Below are 21,724 nucleotides of genomic sequence, written 5' to 3'. Positions count from 1 at the left end.
AGGCCGGGCATCGGGCGGGGTTCCGGAGGTCTTCACCGCAATGCCGCTGCCACCTCCCTGTCCGCGCCCCAAGCCGCCGCGCACAACCGGCGTTCCACCTCCTCCGTGTAGAGCGCGGCGGCCAGCCAGGCGCGTGCGAAGCGGTCCGTGTCCGTCGGCAGCAGCCGGCCGAAGGCGTCGCGGGAGCGGTCCGCCGCGGCGGCCTGCAACTCGTCCAGGAGGTCGCCCGCCGTGGAGAGGCCCACCCGGCGCAGACGAGCGCTGTCGCCCGACCCGTTGCCGGGGAAGGCCAGAACGCGACGGCCCCCCGACACCGCCTGGTGGATCCGGCGGCGGAGGAGGTGCAGCGGGGCCTCGTCCGCCACGGGAGCGACCATGCCCGGCCCCGGGGCCGTCGAGGCGGGCAGGTCCGCGCGCTGGAGGCGGTCCAGGCCGAGGTCCACCCGGGCGGTGGGGTCGCTGGGATGCCCGGCGGCGAGCAGCAGGGCACGGGGGAGCGGTCCGGGGACGAGCCGGGCCACGATCCGCAGCCTGCTGCCCCGAGCGGCGGCCAGCAGGCGGAGGTTGTCGCGACAGGGGAGGGCAGGGTCGTCGTGGGCCGCGGCCAGCCGGAGGGCCAGCCCGTCGCAGTCGGCCAGCAGGCTGTCGCCCGTCGACTCCCGGACCGTGCCCGTGAGGGTCACGTCGAGGAAGAGCAGGTCGTGGCCCTCGTTCTTCAGGCTGCCGTCGCTCCTCAGCGCGCGGGCGACCTGCTCGGCGACGGGCACGGCCCACAGCCGCTCCAGTGGCTCTCCGTGCCAGGAGGCGCCGGACGCGCGGACCGCCCGTACTCCCGCCCCCGCGCCCAGACGGCCCGTCGGGGAGACGGTCGCGCCGGACACGGCAAGCCCCGCGCGCGACAGTTCACGGTGGGTCAGGGCCGTGTCCCCGATGCGTACGGCCCGGTCTGCGGCGCCGGTCGCGCGGCCCGGCCCGCCCGGAGCCACGTCGGAGACCGTGTAGAGGCGCCCTTCGGCGTCGGCCGTCCAGGTGACGGCGCCCGCGTAACCGGTCGTCGTCAGGACGGGCTCGGAGAAGAGACCGTACAGACGCAGTGAACCGTCCGGGCGGTAGGGCTGGCGCACCGTGCCCCGCAGGTCGGCCAGGTCCGGCCCGGTGGCGTGCGGCACGCGGTGGGCGATGTTCAGGACGCCCCGCACGGCGCTCACCAGGTCGGCGAGGCGGTACGCGGGGTCGGCCGAGCGTGCTGCGCGTACCCCGGTGACCACGGACACCGCCGCGGCGGAGGCCCGGGGGAGGCCTGCGAGGCGCGCGGTGTGCGCGGCACGCAGCAGCTCCGCCTGGAGCACGGCACCGGCTCCGTCGGTGCCCGCTTCCAGCACGGCGGCGGCCGCGTCGAACACGGCACGCGCGGCGGTGCGTTGTGCGGCGGTGGCCGCCTCGGTCGCCGTTCCATCACCGGTACCGGAGCGGGTGGAGATCCCGGTCCCGGTCCCGAAGGGGGTCCCGGTCCCGATATCGGCGGAGGTCCGCGTTCCGGTGAAGGTCCCGGTCCCGGTGTCGGTGGAGGTTCGGGCCTCTGCTCCCATGGGGCTTCGCGCCTCTGCCCCCGTGGGATCACGGGTTTCTGCTCCCTTGGGACTACCGGCCTCTGCGCCGGTGGGGGTTGCGGTGCCGATGTCGGTGTCCGGCTCGGTCGCTGCCTCCCCAGCCTTGGGGGTGTGGTCCTCGGTGGCACCTTCGGCCGGGTCCTCGGCCGCGACCGGCGCGGCGGAGGCCGCCGCGGCGCGGTGCAGACAGCCGGGGGCCAGCAGACACCCGCAGCGGATGGCGTCCGCACTGGTCACCGTGCCGCCGGGCGCGTGCAGCTCGAGGTCGGTGTCGTCGTCGACGGCGATCCGTACGGTGTCGCCCTCGCGGACGACCGGACGCCCTACGAGCTTGGCGACGCCCGCGTCCAGCCGCTTGCGCAGCCGCGGTGAGAGCGCCCCGACCAGGTCGGCGGTGACGGACGGGGCGACCGGGGGCAGGCCCGGTCCGGTCGGGTCCGGAGACAGGTCCGGGCTCATGCGATCTTCTCCCCTACCCAGCGGGCGAGTTCGAGCGGACTGAGGGCGGCTACGGGCATGCCCGCGGCGACGAGCTGACCCGCGACGCCCGTGGAGTAGCGGGGCCGGCCCGTGTCGTCGAGGCTCGCGCAGCCCAGGACGTGACAGCCCGCTCCCACGAGGGCGCGGACCTCGGCGAGCAGGCCGCCCAGCGGGTAGCCCTCCTCGAAGTCGCTGACGACCACGACGAGGGTCCGCGACGGCACGGTGACCAGCTCGCGCGCGTGGCGCAGCCCCGCCGCTATGTGGGTGCCGCCGCCCACGCTGACCTCCAGCAGCAGCGACAGCGGGTCCTCGACGTGCCCGGTGAGGTCGATGACCTCCGTGGAGAAGGCCAGGAAGTGCGTCGACAGGGTCGGTACGCCCGCCAGTACCGAGGCGGTCAGCGCGGCCCAGATGGTGGACGCCTCCATGGATCCCGACACGTCCGTCACCAGGATCAGCCGCCAGTCGGCCGCCCGGCGTGCCCGCGTGCGGAACACCGGCCGCTCAGGGATGACCTGGACCGTGCCGTCCGGGCCGCGGCGCGCGGTCGCCAGGTTGGCCCGCAGGGTCCGGGGCAGATCGAGTCCGCCGCCGGGCCGCCTGCTGGGGCGCGGCAGCGCCGTGCCGTGCAGGGCGGGACGCAGCCGGGTGGCGAGCTCACGGGTCAGCGCGTCGACCAGCCGCCGTACGAGCGGGCGGAGCGCGGCCAGCCGGGACTCGGGCAGGCCGCCCGCGTGCCGCAGCACGGTCCGCAGCAGGTCGACCGAGGGCCGCGCACTGTCCGCGTCCAGCTCGGCGAGGACGTCCTTGCGGCCGGACGCGGCGGCCGCCGCCAGGACCTCCTCCCGGATGCCCGGCCCGAACAGAACGGCCAGCTCCTCCGACCACTCCCGCACCCCCGGGTACGGCACCTCCCGGCCGCCCCCGGATCCGCCCCCGCCCCCGGATCCGGTGAGGTCGCCTCTGCTGCCCTCTCCGCGCCCGCTGCCGTACAGCTCGTCCAACGCGGTCGCCAGCGGGGCGGCGGACGACGCAAGCTGGTCCGTACGGCGGCCCAGGACGAGGCGCCAGCGGTCGGCGGGGGCCACGAGGTGGTCCTCGGCCCGAGGGGCGGCAGCCGGTGCGGTGGGGTGGTCCTCGGCCCGAGGGAGGGCGGGTTCGACGCGGTGGTCTTCGGTCCGAGAGGCGGCGGCGGGTGTGGTGCGGTGGTTCTCGGCCCGAGGGTCGGCCCGAGGGGCGGCTGCCGGTGCGGTGACGTCCGCCGGACCGCCCTGCACAGGCAGCAGGCCCAGCGACCGCAGGGTGTCGCGGGCGGACAGGTCCGCGCCGGTCCAGACGGCGAGCGCGGCGGGGTCGACGCCGTCGGTGTCGGCCACGCGCGCGGTGTCGAGACGTTCCTCGACGGACGCGAGGAGACGGTCGCGGGCCGCGGGGCTGAGCGTGTCGAAGCCGCCCCGCAGGGCCGGGAGCCGGTCGAGGAACTCCCGGTCGGGCAGCTCCGACACACGGTCGAGCAGGGGCTCCAGCGCGGGTGCCGCCGCCTCGAGCAGCGGGCCGGCGGCGGTCAGCAGCCCGCTGAGCCGGCCGGTGAGCGCGGCGCGGGAGTCGGGGTCGACGGCCCCGTCGACCCAGGAGGCGACCCGGTCGCCGAAGACCCGGGCGTCCTCCTGCCCGAGCAGCACGCGGACCGCGCCGGCGGCGCCGCGCATCAAAGGGGAGCCGTCCGCGGCCAGCCGGGTCAGCGCGTCGGTCAGCCGGATGCCGCCCGACAGGTCGGCACGGTGGGCGAGATCCAGCAGGGCGTGCGCGTCGGCGGGGTCCTCGGACCCGGTCAGGCCGTCCACCTGCCGTACCGCCGCGGAGGTGAGCAACTCGGCCACGGCCGCCGCCCGGGCCGCACGGTCCTCGTCGGCGCCGAGCCCCGGGATGTGCCCGGCGCGCACGCGGTCCAGCAGGGTGAGGCCGGCGATGAGGTGGGGGAGGGTGGCCGCGCGGGGCAGCACCTCGGCGACGTCGTCGAGCCGCTCGTCCGCTAGCACGGGCAGACCGCACTCCGCCGCCTGCGCGAGCCCTTCCACGCACTGGGCGGCCGTCGGCCCGCCCTCCTCCCGCTGGGCGCGCCGCCGCTCGCGCAGCACGCCCTCGGCGGCCTGCGCGGACGTGACACCGCGTACGCCTGCGGCGGTCAGCATGGCCGCCGTCGCGGGCGTCCAGCGCACTTCCCAGCGTGAGGTGAGGGCCTCGGCGCCGCCCGCGCCGACGACCTCCTTGGCCTCCGCGTACGGCACCCCGCACACCGTCAGCCGGCGCAGCAGGAGCTCGCGGCGCCGGTCCAGGTCGGAGCGCAGCGGGTCGAGACGCAGGTCACGGGCGGTGCCGGAGCCGCCCGCCCCGGGGCCGGGCAGGCCCAGCTCCGCCACCTCGGCCTCGACCGCCGGGGCGAGACCGCTGCGCGGCGCGTCCGGCGCGGGGCGCCCGGTGCGCGTGCCGACGAGGACCCGCTCCATGGCCCGCGCCACGGCCCGCCCCCGCCCGTACGGCTCGCCCTGCGCCAGGACCGTCTGCACGGCCTCGACCAACTCGCCCCGGCCTGCAGCGGGCAGATCCCGCAGCCGGGCGAGGTCCGAGGCGAGCCGGGTGATCTCGCGCGCGTCGGCGGGCCCCGACGGGTGACCGAGTTCCCGCAGTTCCGCGCAGATCCGCACGGCCGCCCGCGTCAGAGACTCCTCCAGGGCCGCCGGATCACCTGCCGCGCGCAGGACCATGTCCTGCCACTCCGGATCCCGGATGCCGGCCGGATAACCGGACCGCTCGTCGAGGAGGGTGTAGGTGTACGGGATCAGCGAGGTGGTCCACGGAGGACGGCTCACGGACGGGGAGGCCTCCGCGTCCTCCTCCGCCTGCCGCCCCACCAGCGCCGGGGCGTGGAACGCGCCCACCACCACGGCGGCCCGCGCCCCGTTCGCGGTGGCCTCGGCCAGCCGGGCCCGCATCCACCGCTCGCGCCGCAGGTCCAGCTCGGGCACCCCGCCGGTGGCGGCCGTGTCCTCGCGCAGCGCCCAGCCCGTCAGCAGCGCCGCCCTGCGCAGGGCCTCGGGCGGGGAACCCGGGGCGGAGGCCTCGACCAGCCGGTCCCACAGGTCGTCCCCGGGACGGCCCGTCAGCCCGGCCCGGAGGGCGGCGGCGAGCCGGGGGCCGCCGGCACTCGCCGACGCTCGGACGCGCGGCTCCTCACCCCACGCCCGGTCCGCGAGCGGCAGATCGCAGGCGATCACCGGCACACCGTGCCGGAAGGCCCAGCGCACGGCGGCCAGTTCGGGCGAGAAATCCGCGAACGGATAGAACGCCGGCCCCTCGCCCCCCGTCCCGTCCCGTGGGGCCGCGGCCAGCGCGACCGGGGCCCGCGTCTCCTCGTGCCCGAGCCAGGGCAGCCAATCCTGCATCTCGGCCGGCAGCTCGACGAGCACCACGTCGGGCTTCGCCTCGTCGAGCAGCAAGGGCATGGCGGCGGCCAGGGAGGGCGCGTGATGCCGTACGCCGACGAGGTAGGGCGCCGCCGGGTCGGTGAGGGCGGCAAGGGCATCGTCGGGCGCGACCGTACCGACGCCGGGGGAGCCGGCCACGGCGCCCGGAACGACGGCTCTGGCTTCGGGCGAAGCGGCGACGGGGTCGGGCGGCGGCGACCCGGCGCCGACGGGTGGGTCGGACGCGGGGTCGGGGGAGTCGCACCTGGTGTGGGGTGGGCGGGATCCGGCGTCGCGCACGGCGGCAACGGCGTCGGCAGGGGCAAGTCCGGCGTCAGCAGAGGCGGCCCCGGCATCGGCAGGAGCAGGCTGGGCGTCGGCAGGGGTGGTCGCGACGTCAGGTGGGTTGGACCGGGCGTCGGCGGGGGAGACCCCGCCGGCGGCAGGGGCAAGTCCGGCGTCAGCAGAGGCGGCCTCGGCATCGGCAGGAGCAGGCCGGGCGTCGGCAGGGGTGGTCGCCGAGTCAGGTGGGTTGGACCGGGCGTCGGTCGGGGCGGCTGCGGTGTCCGCAGGGGCAACCCCGGCGTCGGCTGAGGCGGCTGCGGCATGGGCAGGGGTGGACCCGCCATCGGCAGAGGCAGGCCCGCCATCGGCAGAGGCAGCCTTGGCGTCGGCAGGGTCGGACCCGGCGTTGGCTGAGGCGGCTGCGGCATGGGCTGCGGTGAACCCACCATCGGCAGAGGCAGCCTCGGCGTCGGCAAGGTTGGACCCGGCGTTGGCTGAGGCGGCTGTGGCACCGGCAGCGGTGGACCCACCATTGGCAGAGGCAGTCCCGGCGTCACATGGGTCGGATCGGGCGTCGGTCCGGGCAGCCCTGGCCTCGGCTGAGGCGGCCCTGGCCTCGGACGGAGTGGCGGTGCCGTCAGGAGGGGCACCCACGGCACCCTCGGCAGATGAAGCGGCCTCGGTGTCCGGAGGTACTGACCCGGCGTGGGGAGCCGCGGGGGCGCCGTCGGGGGAGAGGGACACGGTCGTCAGCCCTCCAGGACCGTGCGCAGGTCCCACAGGGTGCGCCAGGTGGCGGAGCCCTGTTCGGCGCGGCGGCGCACCGGACCGTCCCAGTAGCCGCGCAGGCGGGCCGCGTCGGCCGGGTCGTCCTTGCGGACCACTCCGAGCAGGTGCCCCGGCAGCAGACCGAGCACGTCACGGTCCCCGGGGAAGTACGCCGCCGCGAGAGCCAGCGCCCCCGCGACGGACACGGCCTCCGCCGTGCTCATCACGGTGGACGGCCGCTCCACCTCCCACCCCTCCGCCGACCGGCCCTCGCGCAGATCGCGGAAGGCGGTGACGAGGGCCTCCAGCACGGCGTCGTCGACCTGGAACGGCGCCCCGGCCCGCTCCACGGACGCCCGAGCCTGGCTGCGCACCAACGCGGTCTCCGCGTCGAGGTCGGGAATGGGGCCCACCGTCTCGAAGTTGAAGCGGCGCTTGAGGGCCGCGGACATCTCCGAGACGCCCTTGTCGCGCAGGTTGGCCGTGGCGATGAGGTTGAAGCCGGGCGCCGCGTGCGCCAGCGCGTCCTCGGTGCCCGCCAGCTCGGGCACGGCGATGCGCCGCTCCGACAGCAACGACACCAGGGAGTCCTGCACCTCGGGAAGACAGCGCGTGACCTCCTCGACCCGGGCGATCGCGCCCCGGCGCATGGCGGTCAGCACCGGCGAGGGCACCAGCGCCTGCCGGCTGGGGCCCTGCGCCAGCAACAGGGCGTAGTTCCAGCCGTACTTGAGCTGGTCCTCCGTCGTGCCCGCGGTGCCCTGCACGACCAGGCCGCTGGTGCCGCACACCGCGGCCGACAGCAGCTCCGACAGCATCGACTTGGCGGTGCCGGGCTCGCCGACGAGGAGCAGGCCGCGCTCGCCGACGAGGGTCACCACGCAGCGCTCGACGAGCGCCCGGTCGCCGACGAACTTGCCCTCGATCACCAGGCGGCGGGGCACCCCGTCGGGGACCTCGGCGCCGTCGGGCAGCTTCAGCGCCCGCCCGTCACTGCCCATGACGAACGTGACGACCGCGCGCGGGGTGAGCCGCCAGGCGGGCGGGCGCGGCCCGGCGTCGTACGCGGCGAGGAAGGCCAGTTCGACGGCGTGCTGGTCCTCGGGCGGGACGATCTGGCGGGCCGGGGCGGGGGAGACGGTGGTGGTCATCGGTGCGGGTTCTTCCAGGTGCGGCGGGACGGTGGTCATCGGCGGCGGCCCTTACGGCTGGCGCGCGTGGTGAGCTCCTCGTAGGCCGGGGCGTCACCGGCGCGGACGCGGTCCCACGCGCGCGTGAACAGCTCCGGCACCGGCACGAGCGGCACGGCGAGCGCGTGGTCACGGACCGGGTAGAGGCCCTCCTTCCAGACCTCGACCGGCAGCGCGGGCGCCTTGAAGTCGTGCCAGCCGCACGGCAGGAAGAGGGTGCGCCCGGCACGGGGCCGCTTGGCCTCGACGACCAGGTCGGTCGCCGCCAGTTCGGCGTGGGCCTTCTTCGCGCGGGCGGGCTTCCAGCCGGTCCAGCGGGCGCGGTTGCGGTCCGTGGGGTCGGGCAGGGCCAGCAACTGCAGGTAGAGAGCGGCCGCGTCCGTGCCCAGGCCGTGCGTGTCGGCGACCTCCGCGACCAGCTCCGGCACGCTGACGGTCGGGTCCTGGGCGTGCCCGGTGGGTTCCTCGGGAGCGGCCCCGGCGGCGACCGCGCGGGCGAGTTCGTCGCCGAGGATCGTCCGCAGGGCGCGCAGACCCTCGCCCCGGCCCGCGCCGACCACGCCCTCGACGAGCCCGAACACGGCGTCGTCCGGCCCGGTGAGCCCGGCGGGACGCACCAGGACGGCTTCCTGTTCCTGGTACCAGGGGCGCAGCACCAGTACGTCGCCGAGCCGGGTCAGCCCGTCCGCGCCGGCACCCCCGGTGGCGGGCAGCCCGAACGCCTTGCGCAGGTGACCCGAGGCCGCTCCGCCCTTCTCCGCCCAGCTGACGTCGAGGTCGAGCAGCAGCCCCGGGTCGCCGATCCGGCGGCGCAGCGCGGCGAGCCCCTCGGGCAGGGCCGCACGCAAGGGATGCCCGTAAGGCAGGGAGTAGGCGAGACCGGCCAGTGCGGTGACGGCACGCGTCAGGTCGTACCGTCCGGGCAGGGCACGGGCGTCCTCCGGGACGAGGTTGCCGTCCTTGTCGGGACGCTGGACCGTGGTGCGGCTGAGCCACGGGGTGCGGCGCGGGTTGAGGACCTCCTCGGCGGACCCGGTGGGCACACCGCCGAGGGAGAGTTCCCCGGCGAGGTCCTCGGGCAGCCGCACGAACCCGGCGAGGCGTTCCTCCCACACCCGGCCCGCGGCGCCGGTGTCCGGCCCGGACGTCCACAGGTCCGCCGGGTTCCCGGGCAGCAGCGCGCCGATGAGCGCCGCCCGGTCGTCGGCCAGGAGCGAGCCCAGCAAGCCGTCGCCGAGGTTCTTCTGCCGGGGCTTCAGCCCGGTGGCGGCGATCACCTCGGCGGTGAGCTGCGCGGGCTTCCCCGCGAGGAGCAGGGCGGCCTGAAGGGGGCCCAGCCCGCCCCCGGTCGCGGCGGCGAGGGCTTGGGGCGCCTCCGCCTGCCAGGGCGCGGCGCCCTTGTCCCGGACCAGCCGGGTCACGGCCGCGAGCGCGTCGGCGGGGAAGACCGCGGGATACGCGGTCTCCGTCTCCAGCGTGAAGTGGGCGATCGCCCCGAAGGTTCCGGCCGGATCGTGGTCCAGGGCCAGCCAGTGCACCCGACCGGACTGGTGGTCGACGCGCAGGCAGCCGAGGACGACGACGGTACGCCCCTCCCGGCGCAGCACCTGACCGGCTCGTTCCTGCTGATCGCGCGGCTCGCTCAGCACGACCTCGCGCAGGGATCCCTCGGGCGCGGCCAGCGGCCCTTCCGTGATCGCCTCGAACAGCAGGAGCAGCGCCTCGCGCTGGGCGTCGGTCACGGTCGGCGAGGCGGCGCGGTAGGCGAGGGGCCGCAGGGCGCCCAGCACGGACGGCCACACCAGGCCGATGCCGGGGACGGTGAAATCCTCGCTCCGCCATCCGCCGACGGCTGAGGTGAGCCGGGCCCGCGCGGGCAGCGGCTTGCCATCGGCGGGCTTCCCGGACAGCACGATATTCACCGCGCGGATCTGCCGCAGGACGGTGTACCGCGCGCCGCTGCCCGACCAGCCGTGCAGGTGGGCGAGGCCGCTCACGGCCTCGCGCAGCGTCTCGTCGTCGCCGTTCTCGGGGCTGTAGTCGGCGAACATGCCCTCGACGCGCCGCCGGTCCACCTGCGGGCGCTGCACGGGAGGCGCCACGAACGAGGCGGTCGACTCCGCGAGACGCAGCACCGCACGCACGAGGGAGGCGACACCGGTCAGCAGGTGCGGCTCGGTGAGGGCGGGCAGGGCACGGGAGACGGCCTCCCGGACCACCTCGTCGGCGGTCGGAACGGCGGGCTTGTCGGTGTCCGTGCGCGCGGTGGTGGTGCTCCGGGCGGTGGCGGCCGCGGCCGAAGAGGCCGGTCCCGCAGCGGGACTCGCCGTCGCGGCAGCCGAAGCCGCGGCCGCCGCCACCAACGCCGCGCGCTCCGCCAGGGCCTGAGCCCCCACACGCAGCAACTCACCGGCCTGCTCGTCGCTCAGCGCCCGCAGGATCGCCGACGCGTCCTCGTCACGCGGCCGCAGGGCATGCCAGAAGTCCACCGGCGGAACGAGAGGCGTACCGGCGGCGAACTCGCCACCGCGCTGCAGCGGCGTCACCCGGCCCAACTCCGACGCGCCGCGGGCGTCGTCACTCGTGTAGAGGGCGACCTGCCGGTGCAGGGCGACGACGAACGGCTCGGCACCGGGCAGCCGCAGCGCGCCGAGGGGGACCCCCGCGCCACGACCGGGGACCGTCGGCAGGGTGACGGTCCGGCCGTCGGGCGTACCGGCGGTCGTGAAGGCCTCCGCGCCGTCGCCCTCCCGGCGCACCCAGCGGCCCAGGACCGTGCCGTCCGTGCCGAACGGGCTGTGCTCCAGACCCGGCTGGAGCGGCAGCACCGCACAGTGCTGCTGCAGCAGGGTCGCGCCCTCGCGGATGCCCGTCCGCAGGAACGCGGGCAGCGAGGCACGGCCGTGCGTGCCCGTGGCCGGGTCGTACTCCAGCCACACCTGCTGCCGTCCCTGCCTGCCCTGACGCCAGTACGAGGTGCCGTCGCCGAGGACCGGGCGGCCGGACGGCACGACCGTGTCGCCGGCGTGCAGCGCGCGCCCGCCCGTGGCGCGGCCTCCTCCGGGCAGCGGGATCGAGGGCTCACCCGCGTCACCGCCACCGCTGTGCCAGCGGGGGAGCTGGTCGCCGCCGAGCGGGAACACGTCGGACGGGCGGGCCGACCAGTAGCCGAACTGCTTGCCGTCCTGCCGCCACATGACCAGCAGCTCACCGTCCGCGTAGCGGAACGACGGACGCTGCCAGCGGTCCAGCTCGACGGGCAGCCGCAACTGGTGCTCCAGGAGGATCTCCTCCGGTCCGACGACGATCGCCTTGTGCCGGCGGGCGAGGATCAGCGCGGGCCACGCCTCCTCCACGGACAGCGTGTCGTCGCGGTCCTGCCGGGTCTCGGCGTCGAGCCGCCGCAGCGCCTCCTCCAGGGCGGGCCAGCCCAGCTCGTCCGGTATGCCGGCGCGCAGGGTACGGCCCAGCAGCGGCGCGACCTCGTGCGCGGCGACCTCGGCGACGGCGGCCGGGCTCACCCGGGCGGCGACCGTACGGAAGGGGCGCAGGCGTTCCAGCGCGGCGCGCGCCGCGGGCAGGCCGGCCGCCGCGGTCAGCTCGGCGGCCGAGTCGTCGAGCCACTCGCGCATGGCGTCGGCGAGGACGGGGTGCCCGGCCAGGCCCTCCAGCAGCTTCTCGTCGGGGCGGTGACCGCTCAGGGTGCCGACGGACAGGTACAGCATCCGGCGGTGGCGCGGGTCGGCCGCGAGGGCCGTCAGATCCCGCCGGCCCGGCCGGGTGTCCTGCAACCAGCGGCTCAGGGGCAGGAAGACATCCTGGTCGGCGCCGGGCGGCGTCAGCGGCACCCCCTCCGCGACGCACAGGTCCAGCAGGTCCAGGTCGGCGCCGGCGTGCCAGCGGCCCGTGAAGAGGTCCACGGGGCGGCCCTGGGCCCGCAGCCGCGGGGCCATCCGCTCGACGAGCGCGAGCGTGGCCGGCGAGCGGTCGGAGACCGAGGAGCCGTGCTTGCGGTGCAGGGCCCAGCGGCTGAGCCAGTCCGCCGCGTCGACCCCGGCCGCCCCGCCGGCGTTGCCGTCCGCCGCCTCGGCCTCCCCGGTCAGCAGCAGGTCGGCGCCCGTCTCCGCGAGCAGCGAGAGCCAGAACTCGTCGTCCTCGGTGGACCGGCCCAGCCCCGCCGGCATGATCTCCAGCAGCCGGGCCCGTACGGCGGGCTGCTCACCTGCCAGCAGGACGAGCGTCGCCCGGTAGGTGTTCCAGAACGACGCGGGCGCCCGGACAGCCGCCGGCGAGGCGAGCAGGTCGGCGACCAGGGAGCACTCCTCGGTGACCCGGTCCAGACCCGCGGCCTTGATCAGCCCGCGCGCGTCCTGCGGCAGCGACGCGTACGGCGGCATGCCCGCCGCGCAGCGCTCCACGGTCAACTGGCGGAACTGCGTCCAGGCGTCGGCCGGGCTGAGCCGCGCCGCGAGGGCCTTCACATGCTCCTTGAGCGCCTTGACCGTGAGCGCCCCGGCGAAGGCGAACTCCAGGAACACGGCTCGCTGCCGTTCCTCGTCCACGGCCAGTGCGTGCACCCGCTCGGCCTCGCGGGCCTTGCCGAAGAACGCGGCAGCGTACGTCGTGTTCTCGTGCTGGAGGAAGACGCGGGCGGCCTGCTCGTAGAAGGTGGGCAGGAAGTGCGGCACGGCCCGGCCGAGCCGTTCGCCGAGCGCCTCGAAACCCTCCTTGGCGGTGCCGGGGCGGGACTTGGCCTGCCGGGCGAGCCGCTCGACGTCCTTCACCAGCGCCAGCGCGTGGTGCCCGTTCGCCGGGTCGTTGACCAGCGCCCAGGCGGGGAAGCCGAGCGTCTCCCGGCGCACCTGTCCGACCTCGGGGGTCTCCGGTTCCCGGGCCAGGCCGAGGAACTCCAGCGCCAGGTCCTCGGCCTCGCCGACGGTGCCCGGCACGAGCCGCACGATCCGCCGCTCGTCCAGCGCGGGGTGCGTGTACGTGCGGACGGTGAGGACGTCGGCGTCCTCCCGGTCCGTGGTGCCCGGCGGCAGCACGGCGCCGGCGTCGAGCAGTGCGGCGGAAGTGGTCTCGTCGTACGTCGTCATGCCGCCTGCTCCTCGTCCTCGATGTCCCGCCCGGCGTACAGTCCGGCCGCCATGCGCATGCCCTCCGACCAGGCCACCGGCCCGACCTGACCCAGCTTCAGCAGCCGGCCCGCGGAGTCGGCGAACACCAGCGGGCCGGTCTCGGCCTCCTCGTAGCCCTCGTAGTCGCCGACCCACACCCGGGCCTCGACGGTGCGGCCGTCCTCCAGGACCGAGTGGACGGCCTGGCCGCCGCGCACGCGGTAGCCGAGCTGGGTGACCCGGCCGTGCAGGAAGCGCTGCTCCTTGAACGCCCCGCCCGCGTACTCCTCGACGGACGTGGCCTCCGCGTCGAGCGCGGCGGGCCGGTGCCACACCTCGCGGAACAACTGCTGCGCGCGCTGCTCCACCCCGAGCTCGACGGCGAACTCCCGCAGCTCCTCCAGGTCGTCGAGCAGGACGGGGTGCGGCAGGCGGACGAGGTCCGGTGTGATGCGCACGGTGTCACCGTCGAGGTCGACCAGGCCGAGGCCGCGCTCGGGGTCGGCGTCCCGGAGGAAACCGGCCACCTCGCCGTCGGCTCCGGTGACGACGAGGTCGCGCAGGGCGGCCTGCCAGGCGGGGTCGGGCCACACCCGCGCGAGGACCGCGAACGGCACCGGCAGCGAGCGCACCATCCACCGCTCCACATCGGCCAGGCACTGGCGTTCGTGCCGCTCCAGCCACTCGACGAGCTGACGCAGGCCCACCACGGCCGGATCGTCGGCGATCTTGGCCGGGACGGACTTCAACCGCCGCCCCGCCGCGTTGCGGCACACCACCTTGCCGTCGTCGAGGGCGACTTCGTAGTCGCCGGCCGACACCCACCCCATGCGTGCCTCCCGCACCCGCAGTGATCAAGTGACGGGAACTGTAGATCAGGCCACTGACAACGGGGTCCGGCCACCGCCCGGTCACGGGCTGACGGGAGGAACCACGCGAGGCCGTCCGCTCCCGGATCACGGGGAAGGGACCCGGGGACGGACAGCCCGCGCGCCTCCGGAGAACCGGCGAAGCCCCAGGCCGTCGCCGGTGAGCGGCTCGGCCGCCCGCCGGCACGGAGGGGAGCGGCCTCGCCGCGGAGGCCCGTGCCCGAAACGGGCACGGCAGGGAGAAGCTACCCCGTCCGCACGGCCGCGGCGATCCGCTGAGCGTGGCCGATTCGCGCACCCCCACCGGGCGTCGCATCAGGGCGACTTGAGGGTCTCGGAGGGCAGTTCGCCGTAGCGTTCGCGGTACTTCTCCGCGAAGCGGCCCAGGTGGCCGAAGCCCCAGCGGAACGCCACCTCCGCCACGGTCGTCCGCGCCGGATCGGCCCGCTCCAACTCCTCCCGGACCCGCGCCAACCGCACCTCGCGCACATACGCCATGGGCGACAGACCGAGCTGCCGGCGGAAGGCCACCTGCAGCCAGCGCGCGCCCACCCCTGCCACGGTGGCCAGTTCGGCGGTGGTGAAGGGGTGTTCCGGCCGGGCGTGGACCGCGTCCCGCGCCAGCTCCACCGCACGCGGGGACCTGGCCGCGGCCGACGGGGCGTCCAGCTCCTCCCGGTGGGCGTGGCCCGTGGCCAGCAGCAGACCGGTCAGCAGGGACTCCTGCAACGGCGCCGTCAGGAGCGGCTGGTGCAGCAGACCACCGTCGTTGTCCATCTCCGCGACGACCAGCCGGGCCAGCCGCGCCCAGCTCCGGCCCGGGCCCGCGGCCACGTCAAGTTCCGGCGCGAGGCGCAGCGGGGTGCGCACCGGACGGCCCAGCAGACGCTCCAGGTGGCGCTGGAGGGCGCGCGCCTCGATCTTGACGGCGATCAGCCGGCAGTCGGAGTACCAGCGCTCCAGCGTCGCCCGCCCCTCCGGCTGGAAGACGGCCGCCCGGGACGGGGTGGCGAGCGCCGAACCGCGTCCCGCCTGGTTCCACCGGAGCCGGCCCGACACGGGCAGGTCGACGTGGTAGGCGCCCAGCTCGCCGAAGCGCATCCCGACCGGAGCCCCGCAACTGAGGTCGCCCACGGTCAGCGGTCCCAGCCGCACCACCTCGAACCTGGCGTCGAGCCCCCGAGCGGGGTCGAGCAGGTCCATGAAATTGGCGTAGTACGTGGCGTCGACCGCCGCGCGCGCCTCGTCCACATCCGTCGTACGGAACGAGAACCGGCGCACGGCAGGGTCGGCGCCGTCCCCGGGAGACACGGGGTGCCCCCGGCCCGCGTCGTCAGCCCTCGACCCAGCCGTGGTTCTTCGCGAACTGGGCCAGCGTGCCCCGGACCTGCAGGATCTGCTCGGCGGTCAGCGAGGGCGCCGCCGTCAGCAGGGCCTCGGTGACGTCCCGGGTGAACTCCTCCGTGCTGAGCACGTCGCACAGGACGTCGTCGTCGGCCGCCAGCGGCTTGCCGTCCGCGCCCCGCGCGAGCCGCACCCCGGACGCCTTGGGGCCGCGCTCGCCGTCCTCGATCTCGAATTCCACGACGACACCCCGCCGCACCTGCGACTCCGGCATCAGCATGTCGTTCACGTGCAGAAAGACGTCCTCGCCGCCGTCGTCGGGCGCGATGAACCCGTAACCGCGCTGGCTGTCGAAGCGCACCACACGACCAGCAACCATCCCAACCCCCAGCAACCTCGAAACACCCACGTCGGTGAACCTGACCAGATCGTAGTCACCCCGCAGGCTCCGGAGCGACTCCCGGGGGCTCATGGCGCACGGTACAGCGCCGTGAGCAGCTCCATCACCGCCTGCGTCACCGGATGCGGATCGTCCCGCCACCACACCAGACGCACGGCGACGGGTTCGGCGTCGCGGACGGGCCGGTAGACGACCCCGGGCCGCGGGTACTGGTTGGCGGTCGCCTCGGCGGTCATGCCGACGCCGCGACCGGTGGCGATCACCGTGAGCCAGTCGTCGACGTCGTGGATCTCCTCCGTGGCCGGCCGGGCGTCGGGCGGCCACAGCTCGGGCGTGGTGGTGCCGGTACGCCGGTCGATCAGCAGGGTCCGCCCGCTGAGGTCGGCGAGCCGCACCGAGCGGCGCCGGGCCAGCGGATCGTCGGCGGCCAGCGCGCACAGGCGCCGCTCCAGGCCCACCAGGGCCGAGTCGAACCGCCGGTCGTCCAGCGGCCTGCGCACCACCGCCATGTCGCAGGCGCCCTCCGCCAGCCCGGCACTGGAAGAGTTGACCCGCACCAGCTGCAGGTCCGTCCCCGGGTGCTGCGCCGCCCACTGGCGCTGGAAGGCCAGGGTGTGGCGGCCCAGCGCCGACCAGGCGTAGCCGATCCGCAGGCGGGTGTGGCCGGAGGCGGCCTCCCGCACCAGCGAATCCACCTCGCCGAGCACCCGCCGCGCGTGGGCCGCCACCCGCAATCCGGTCGCGGTCGGCGTCACGATCCGCGAGGTCCGCCTCAACAGCCGCACGCCCAGGGCTCGTTCGAGCGAGGCGAGGGTGCGGGAGACGGCTGCCTGGGAGACGCCGAGCACGGCCGCCGCGTCGGTGAAACCGCCCTCGTCGAGGATCGTCACGAGACAGCGCAGCTGCCGCAGCTCCACATCCGTCCGGCCATCCATGACGTCATCGTATAGATCGAACAGCGGATGCATTTGGCGCAACGGCGGGTGCGGAGGACGATCCCGTCATGCCCACCCTGTCCTCGGCCACCGGAGCGTCCTCCACCCCGGCCACGTCCGTGCCCGCGGCGGGGACCGCCCCGCTGCGGCTCGCCGGAGTGGCCACCATGGTCGGCAGCGGCCTGTCCAACCAGACCGGCGCGGCGATCGGCTCCCTCGCCTTCCCCGTGCTCGGCCCGGCGGGGGTCGTGGCGGTGCGCCAGTACGTCGCCGCCCTCGTCCTGCTGGCCGTCGGCCGCCCCCGCATCAGGTCCTTCACCCGCCACCAGTGGGTACCGGTCCTCCTGCTGGCCCTGGTCTTCGGGACCATGAACCTGTCCCTGTACACGGCGATCGACCGCATCGGCCTCGGGCTTGCGGTGACCCTGGAGTTCCTCGGCCCGCTGACCCTCGCCCTGGCCGCCGCGCGCCGCCGAGTCGACGCGTGCTGCGCGGTGATCGCCGCGGCGGGAGCCGTGACGCTGATGCGCCCGCAGCCCTCCACCGACTACCTCGGCATGGGCCTCGGCCTCCTGGCCGCGGTCTGCTGGGCGTCGTACATCCTGCTCAACCGGACCGTCGGACGGCGCCTGCCGGGAGCCCAGGGTTCGGCCGCCGCGGCCGCCGTCTCCGCCCTGCTGTTCCTGCCGGTCGGCGTCGTCCTGGTGCTCCGCCACCCGCCGACCGCACCGGCCGTGGGCTTCGCCGTCGCCGCCGGAGCGCTGTCCTCGGCCGTGCCCTACCTCGCCGACCTGTTCACCCTGCGGCACGTGCCCCCGGCCGCGTTCGGCCTGTTCATGAGCGTCAACCCGGTGCTCGCGGCGCTGGTCGGCTGGATCGGGCTCGGGCAGGGCCTCGGCCCCGTCGACTGGACGGCCATCGCCGCCGTCGTCCTGGCCAACGCTTTGAGCATCCTCGCCCCACGACGCGGATGAGGCGGGAGGCAGCTCAGGACTCGGCGCGCGCCGCCCGCTCCGCCTTCGCGGCCTTCTCGGCGTGGAGCTTCTTGATGCGGGCACCCTCCTTGCGGACCTCCGCCTGGGTGGCGCGCTCCTTCTCCAGCCACTCGGGCATCTCGTCCTTGAGGGCCTCGATCTCCTCGGTGGTCAGCGCCTCGGTGACACCGCCGCGCGCCAGCCCCGCGATCGACACGCCCAGCTTCGCCGCGACGACCGGGCGGGGGTGCGGACCGCTCTCCCGCAGCGCGCGCAGCCATTCCGGCGGGTTCGCCTGGAGTTCGTTCAGCTCGGCGCGCGAGACGACACCCTCCTGGAACTCGGCGGGGGTGGCGGGGAGGTACACACCCAGCTTCTTCGCCGCGGTCGCGGGCTTCATCGTCTGGGTGCTCTGGTGCGACTTCATGCTGTCCAGACTATCGGCCGCCGACGGGGCCTCCGACCACAGCCGGTAACCTGGCGGGATGACCAGCTCGGCGGATTCCTCCTCGTTCCGGCTCGCGTACGTCCCCGGAGTGACGCCCGCCAAGTGGGTGCGGATCTGGGAGGAGCGGCTGCCCGACGTCCCCCTCACCCTCGTCCAGGTGACCGCGGCCGAGGCCTCCGGCGTCCTGCGCGACCGCGCCGCCGACGCGGGCCTCGTACGGCTCCCGGTCGACCGCACGGTGTTCAGCGCGATCCCCCTCTACACCGAGACGACCGTCGTCGTGGTGCCCAAGGACCACCTGCTCACCGCGGCGGACGAGGTGACCCTCGACGACCTCGCCGACGAGGTGGTGCTCCACCCCCTCGACGACGTCCTCGGCTGGGAGCGGCCCCCCGGCGAGCCCGCCTTCGAGCGCCCCGCGACCACGGCGGACGCCGTCGAACTGGTCGCGGCGAACATCGGAGTCCTGGTCGTGCCGCAGTCGCTGGCCCGGCTGCACCACCGCCGTGACCTCACCTATCGCACGGTCGTGGACGCCCCCCGGTCGGGCGTCGCCCTGTCCTGGCCCGAGGACGCCACCACCGATCTGGTCGAGGACTTCATCGGCATCGTCCGCGGCCGCACGGTCAACAGCACGCGTGGCCGCACCCCGCAGCAGCCCCAGCCGAAGGCCGACAAGAAGCGGGAGCCCCGCAAGCCGGTGGCGGGCAGGACGACCGGCGGCGCCGCCCGGGGCCGGACCGGTGGCGCCAAGGGCGGTGGCGCCAAGGGCGGTGGCGCCAGGCGGAGCACGGGCAAACCGCGCCGCCGGTCGTAGCCCCCCTGCCACGGCACAAGGCTCCACGGCACGAACGTCTCCGGTACGAGCGTCCACGGCACGGAGGTCTACGGCACGAACGTCGCGCCCTGCGCCGTGCTCACCACCTTCTCCCCGTCGGCCTGCCCGAGCAGCCCGGCGGACACCCAGGTGTTCACCACGCTCCGCACGCGGCTCACCAGCGCGCTCCTGTCCGCGAAGGGCGCCCCGGCCCAGACCTCGTCCAGGAGTGTCGTGCCGTCGGACCTGGCCGGGTTGGCGACGCCCGAGTCGGTGTTCCCGAAGACGACCCTGGGCTCGGCCCGCCGCACGTAGGCGTGGGTCGGGTCCTCGGTGCCCTCGAAGAAGGGGGCGAACTCGGTGCCGTTCAGCGTGTAGTGGAGCGGCTTGCCGGACACGGGCGTCAGGGAGGGCAGCAGGTCGCCGGAGAGCGCCGCGTTGGCGTACAGGCCGACCGGGAGGTAGCCGGTGCTCGTGCTGCGGCCGACCAGGTTGACCGGGCCGTAGAACAGGGTCTGCAGGGTCGGGTCGTCCAGCGCCTTCTCGACCCGCAGCCGGAACGGGACGGTGACGCGCACCGTGTCACCGCCGCGCCAGGTCCGCGACACGGTGAAGTAGCTGCCGGCGACCGGAGTGCCGCCGACCGCGCTGCCGTTGACGGTCACCCTGAACCCGCTGGTCGCCCAGGACGGCACGCGCAGCTTCAGCTCGAAGGCGGCGCTGCCCCCGCTGAAGGTGAGCGTGGAGCCCTGCTCCCTCGGGTAGTCCGTGGTCTGGGTGACGGTGACGCCCTTCCCGGACCAGGTCAGCGTGGAGGGGCTGTACAGGTTGACGTACAGGGCGCTCCCGTCGGCCTTCCTGAAGTACACGGAGTCCTGGTACTTGGTGGCGCTCTCCATGCCGGTGCCCTCGCAGCAGGTCGTGCCCTGCTTGGGGGTGTAGTCGCGCACGTGCCCGGGCTTCAGGCCGATGAAGTACGTGACGAGCGGCTTCTCCGCGTCGGCCTTGTCCTGCTTGGAGCCGAGCACCTGGTTGTACAGGCCCCGCTCGTAGTAGTCCATGTACTTCGGGTCCTGCTCGTGGAAGAAGAGCATCCGGCTCAGCTTGAGCAGGTTGTACGCGCAGCAGGTCTCGGCGGTGGTGTCGCTGATCGTGCCCGCGATGACGCCCCGCGCCTTCCAGAACTCGCCCGTGCTCGTACCGCCGATGCCGTACATGCGCTGCGGGACGACCATGGCCCAGAAGTTCCTGGCGGCGGTGAGGTAGCGGGTCTCGCCCGTAGCGTCGTACAGCCGGACGTAACCGGTGAAGATCGGGATGTGCTGGTTGGCGTGCAGGCCGTCGAGGATGTCGGTGTTCGCGGCGCAGGCGTCGATGAGCTTGTCGAGGTCGAACAGCCTGGCCAGCGCGAGGTGCTCGGCCCTGCCGGTGAGCGAGTACAGGTCGACGATCGTCTCGACGATGCCGCCGAACTCGCCGCTGGAGAAGATCCCCCACATCCGTTGCAGGGTGGCGTCGGGCAGCTTGGACAGCCGGGAGTACATCCAGTCGCACATGCCGGACGCGAGGTCGAGCGCCCGGCCGTCGTCCGTGGCGAGATGGGCGTCCAGCAGCCCCTTCAGGATCTTGTGCGCGGTGTAGTACGGCGCCCACACCCTCGTGTAGTCACCGCTCGTCATCGACTCCAGCTCGATGAACTGCGTCTCCGGGTAGGCGGCCAGGAACCCGGGGTGGCTCGGCCCGCCCCAGGTGCGGCGCAGGGTGGCGGTGAGCCCGCGGCCGGAGGCGTCGGCGAAGGTGCCGCCGGTGGTGGCGGAGAAGTAGTACGACGCGAGGTTGCCGAGCCCCGCGGAGGAGTTCTTGGCCTCGTTGGTCTGCAGCGAGGTGATCTCGGCCGCGGTCAGGGCCCGCGCGTACACGTTGAACTCGTCGAAGGCGCCCGCGTACACCGGGTCGCCGGAGAAGTTGGAGCGGCCCAGCCAGTTGTTCGCCAGGGTGCCCAGGACGGACGGGTTGAGCGTCATCGTGGTGTTCCGGGCGACGGCGGCGCCGTTGACGTAGAGCGTGCCCGTGCTGCCGGAGAGGGTCACCGCCAGATGGCTCCACTGGTTCAGCGGCAGCGCGGCGGTGCCGTCGAGCCCCTGCTCCCCGCCCGGCCCGCCGGTGGTGATGGCGAAGCGCGGTACTCCGCTCGCGTTGCGGGTGGCCAGGTACATGTACCGGGTGGTGTTGTCGCCGAAGTCGAAGACGCGCTGCCAGTCGGCGTTGTGGGTGGGCCTCACCCAGACCGACAGGGTGATCGCCGCGGCGTTGCCGAGCACGGCGGCCGGGAGGTCGACGTACTGGTAGGAGCCCCGGACGTTCTCGTGCGCGCCGCCCCACTTGCCGGTGACGGCGAGCATGCGCGGGTCGCCGCGCAGGGCCTCCCGCACCTCGGTCAGCGCACCGACCATGGTCCGGATCTTGTCGGCGTACGCCTGGTCCCCGGTGCTCGCGTACGCCTGCGACAGCATGGTCAGGAAGTGGCCGGTGTAGTGGCCGCGGAGGTTGCCGTTGGCCTCGCCGTCCAGGCCCTCCCAGCCGCCGGGGGCGACCGCGCCGCCGGTGGAGAGCCCGGCGTTGGCGCGGAAGACCTGCAGCAGCCGGTTCACGTCGTAGCCGCGGCCGTGGTCGAGCATCAGCCGGCGCTTGGTGGCGAAGATGCCGGAGCCGAGCTTGACGGTGTCGAGCGGGAAGGGGTGCAGGGTCCAGGCGCGCGGAGGCGGAAGGGTCACCGCCGAGGCCGTGGCCGCCACTCCGGCGCCGATTCCGGGGGCGGCGGCGGCGAGGATCGCGCTTTGAAGAAGCGTTCGTCTGGTGAGAGGCGGTGCCATGGGCTTGCTCCTCCGGTCCACATATGTTCGAGATTACGGACAGTGTGCGGATAATCGACCAGACGTTAGAAGGGGTGCCGGAGGGCGTCAACGGTACGGACGTGATTGACGAAAGGTCAGCGGCAGGGGCTCGATCGGGCAGGT

Annotated in this window: 12 protein-coding genes; 2 read left to right on the top strand and 10 right to left on the bottom strand. The window is 74.8% G+C overall.

What is annotated here, in order from left to right; all coding sequences use genetic code 11:
- Positions 1-32: 32 nt before the first annotated feature.
- The 8 genes from ACIHAR_RS26270 to ACIHAR_RS26235 all read right to left on the bottom strand — a co-directional run bounded on the left by ACIHAR_RS26270 (position 33) and on the right by ACIHAR_RS26235 (position 16,468).
- Entirely contained in the window at positions 33-2,069 is a 2,037-nt protein-coding gene (locus ACIHAR_RS26270; protein WP_400022235.1) for a hypothetical protein, read from the bottom strand.
- Positions 2,066-5,716, bottom strand: a complete 3,651-nt coding sequence (locus ACIHAR_RS26265; RefSeq protein WP_400022233.1) for a DUF5682 family protein — start codon at positions 5,714-5,716, stop codon at positions 2,066-2,068. Before ACIHAR_RS26265 ends, ACIHAR_RS26270 begins: the two co-directional genes overlap by 4 nt.
- Before the next feature lie 875 nt (positions 5,717-6,591).
- Positions 6,592-7,761, bottom strand: a complete 1,170-nt coding sequence (locus ACIHAR_RS26260) for an AAA family ATPase (RefSeq protein WP_400022286.1) — start codon at positions 7,759-7,761, stop codon at positions 6,592-6,594.
- 35 nt (positions 7,762-7,796) lie between these two features.
- Positions 7,797-12,899, bottom strand: a complete 5,103-nt coding sequence (locus ACIHAR_RS26255; RefSeq protein WP_400022231.1) for a hypothetical protein — start codon at positions 12,897-12,899, stop codon at positions 7,797-7,799.
- Complete coding sequence (locus ACIHAR_RS26250) at positions 12,896-13,750, bottom strand: DUF4132 domain-containing protein (RefSeq protein WP_365464681.1); 855 nt, start codon at positions 13,748-13,750, stop codon at positions 12,896-12,898. Before ACIHAR_RS26250 ends, ACIHAR_RS26255 begins: the two co-directional genes overlap by 4 nt.
- 354 nt (positions 13,751-14,104) lie before the next feature.
- On the bottom strand, positions 14,105-15,100 hold the full coding sequence (locus tag ACIHAR_RS26245; protein WP_400022229.1) for an AraC family transcriptional regulator: 996 nt from the start codon (positions 15,098-15,100) through the stop codon (positions 14,105-14,107).
- A gap of 22 nt (positions 15,101-15,122) precedes the next feature.
- Positions 15,123-15,512, bottom strand: coding sequence for a cold shock domain-containing protein (locus tag ACIHAR_RS26240; RefSeq protein ID WP_365464675.1), 390 nt, complete (start codon positions 15,510-15,512; stop codon positions 15,123-15,125).
- A gap of 89 nt (positions 15,513-15,601) precedes the next feature.
- Complete coding sequence (locus ACIHAR_RS26235; RefSeq protein ID WP_365464672.1) at positions 15,602-16,468, bottom strand: LysR family transcriptional regulator; 867 nt, start codon at positions 16,466-16,468, stop codon at positions 15,602-15,604.
- 68 nt (positions 16,469-16,536) lie between these two features.
- On the opposite strand from ACIHAR_RS26235, the gene ACIHAR_RS26230 reads away from it, so the two are divergent.
- Complete coding sequence (locus ACIHAR_RS26230; protein ID WP_400022226.1) at positions 16,537-17,442, top strand: EamA family transporter; 906 nt, start codon at positions 16,537-16,539, stop codon at positions 17,440-17,442.
- Between the two features lie 13 nt (positions 17,443-17,455).
- Here the strand turns inward: ACIHAR_RS26230 and ACIHAR_RS26225 are convergent, their stop codons facing one another.
- Positions 17,456-17,869, bottom strand: a complete 414-nt coding sequence (locus tag ACIHAR_RS26225) for a DUF5997 family protein (protein WP_365464666.1) — start codon at positions 17,867-17,869, stop codon at positions 17,456-17,458.
- A gap of 58 nt (positions 17,870-17,927) precedes the next feature.
- On the opposite strand from ACIHAR_RS26225, the gene ACIHAR_RS26220 reads away from it, so the two are divergent.
- Positions 17,928-18,707 carry a LysR family substrate-binding domain-containing protein gene (locus tag ACIHAR_RS26220; protein WP_400022224.1) on the top strand — a complete coding sequence of 260 codons (780 nt, stop codon included), beginning with the start codon at positions 17,928-17,930 and terminating at the stop codon, positions 18,705-18,707.
- 68 nt (positions 18,708-18,775) lie between these two features.
- On the opposite strand, the gene ACIHAR_RS26215 is transcribed toward ACIHAR_RS26220, so the two are convergent.
- Positions 18,776-21,580, bottom strand: a complete 2,805-nt coding sequence (locus tag ACIHAR_RS26215) for a beta-L-arabinofuranosidase domain-containing protein (protein ID WP_400022222.1) — start codon at positions 21,578-21,580, stop codon at positions 18,776-18,778.
- Between the last annotated feature and the right edge of the window lie 144 nt (positions 21,581-21,724).

It is taken from the genome of Streptomyces sp. NPDC052016 (genome assembly GCF_044548445.1).
Taxonomy (GTDB): Bacteria; Actinomycetota; Actinomycetes; order Streptomycetales; family Streptomycetaceae; genus Streptomyces.
This window is presented reverse-complemented; position numbering and strand designations above follow the sequence as displayed.

Bases quoted from the DNA above. Each gene is read 5' to 3' on its own strand.
- ACIHAR_RS26240 (WP_365464675.1), bottom strand. From the start codon at position 15,512: ATGGTTGCTGGTCGTGTGGTGCGCTTCGACAGCCAGCGCGGTTACGGG.
- ACIHAR_RS26270 (WP_400022235.1), bottom strand. From the start codon at position 2,069: ATGAGCCCGGACCTGTCTCCGGACCCGACCGGACCGGGCCTGCCCCCG.
- ACIHAR_RS26260 (WP_400022286.1), bottom strand. From the start codon at position 7,761: ATGACCACCACCGTCTCCCCCGCCCCGGCCCGCCAGATCGTCCCGCCC.
- ACIHAR_RS26255 (WP_400022231.1), bottom strand. From the start codon at position 12,899: ATGACGACGTACGACGAGACCACTTCCGCCGCACTGCTCGACGCCGGC.
- ACIHAR_RS26235 (WP_365464672.1), bottom strand. From the start codon at position 16,468: ATGGATGGCCGGACGGATGTGGAGCTGCGGCAGCTGCGCTGTCTCGTG.
- ACIHAR_RS26215 (WP_400022222.1), bottom strand. From the start codon at position 21,580: ATGGCACCGCCTCTCACCAGACGAACGCTTCTTCAAAGCGCGATCCTC.
- ACIHAR_RS26230 (WP_400022226.1), top strand. From the start codon at position 16,537: ATGCCCACCCTGTCCTCGGCCACCGGAGCGTCCTCCACCCCGGCCACG.
- ACIHAR_RS26220 (WP_400022224.1), top strand. From the start codon at position 17,928: ATGACCAGCTCGGCGGATTCCTCCTCGTTCCGGCTCGCGTACGTCCCC.
- ACIHAR_RS26250 (WP_365464681.1), bottom strand. From the start codon at position 13,750: ATGGGGTGGGTGTCGGCCGGCGACTACGAAGTCGCCCTCGACGACGGC.
- ACIHAR_RS26225 (WP_365464666.1), bottom strand. From the start codon at position 17,869: ATGAAGTCGCACCAGAGCACCCAGACGATGAAGCCCGCGACCGCGGCG.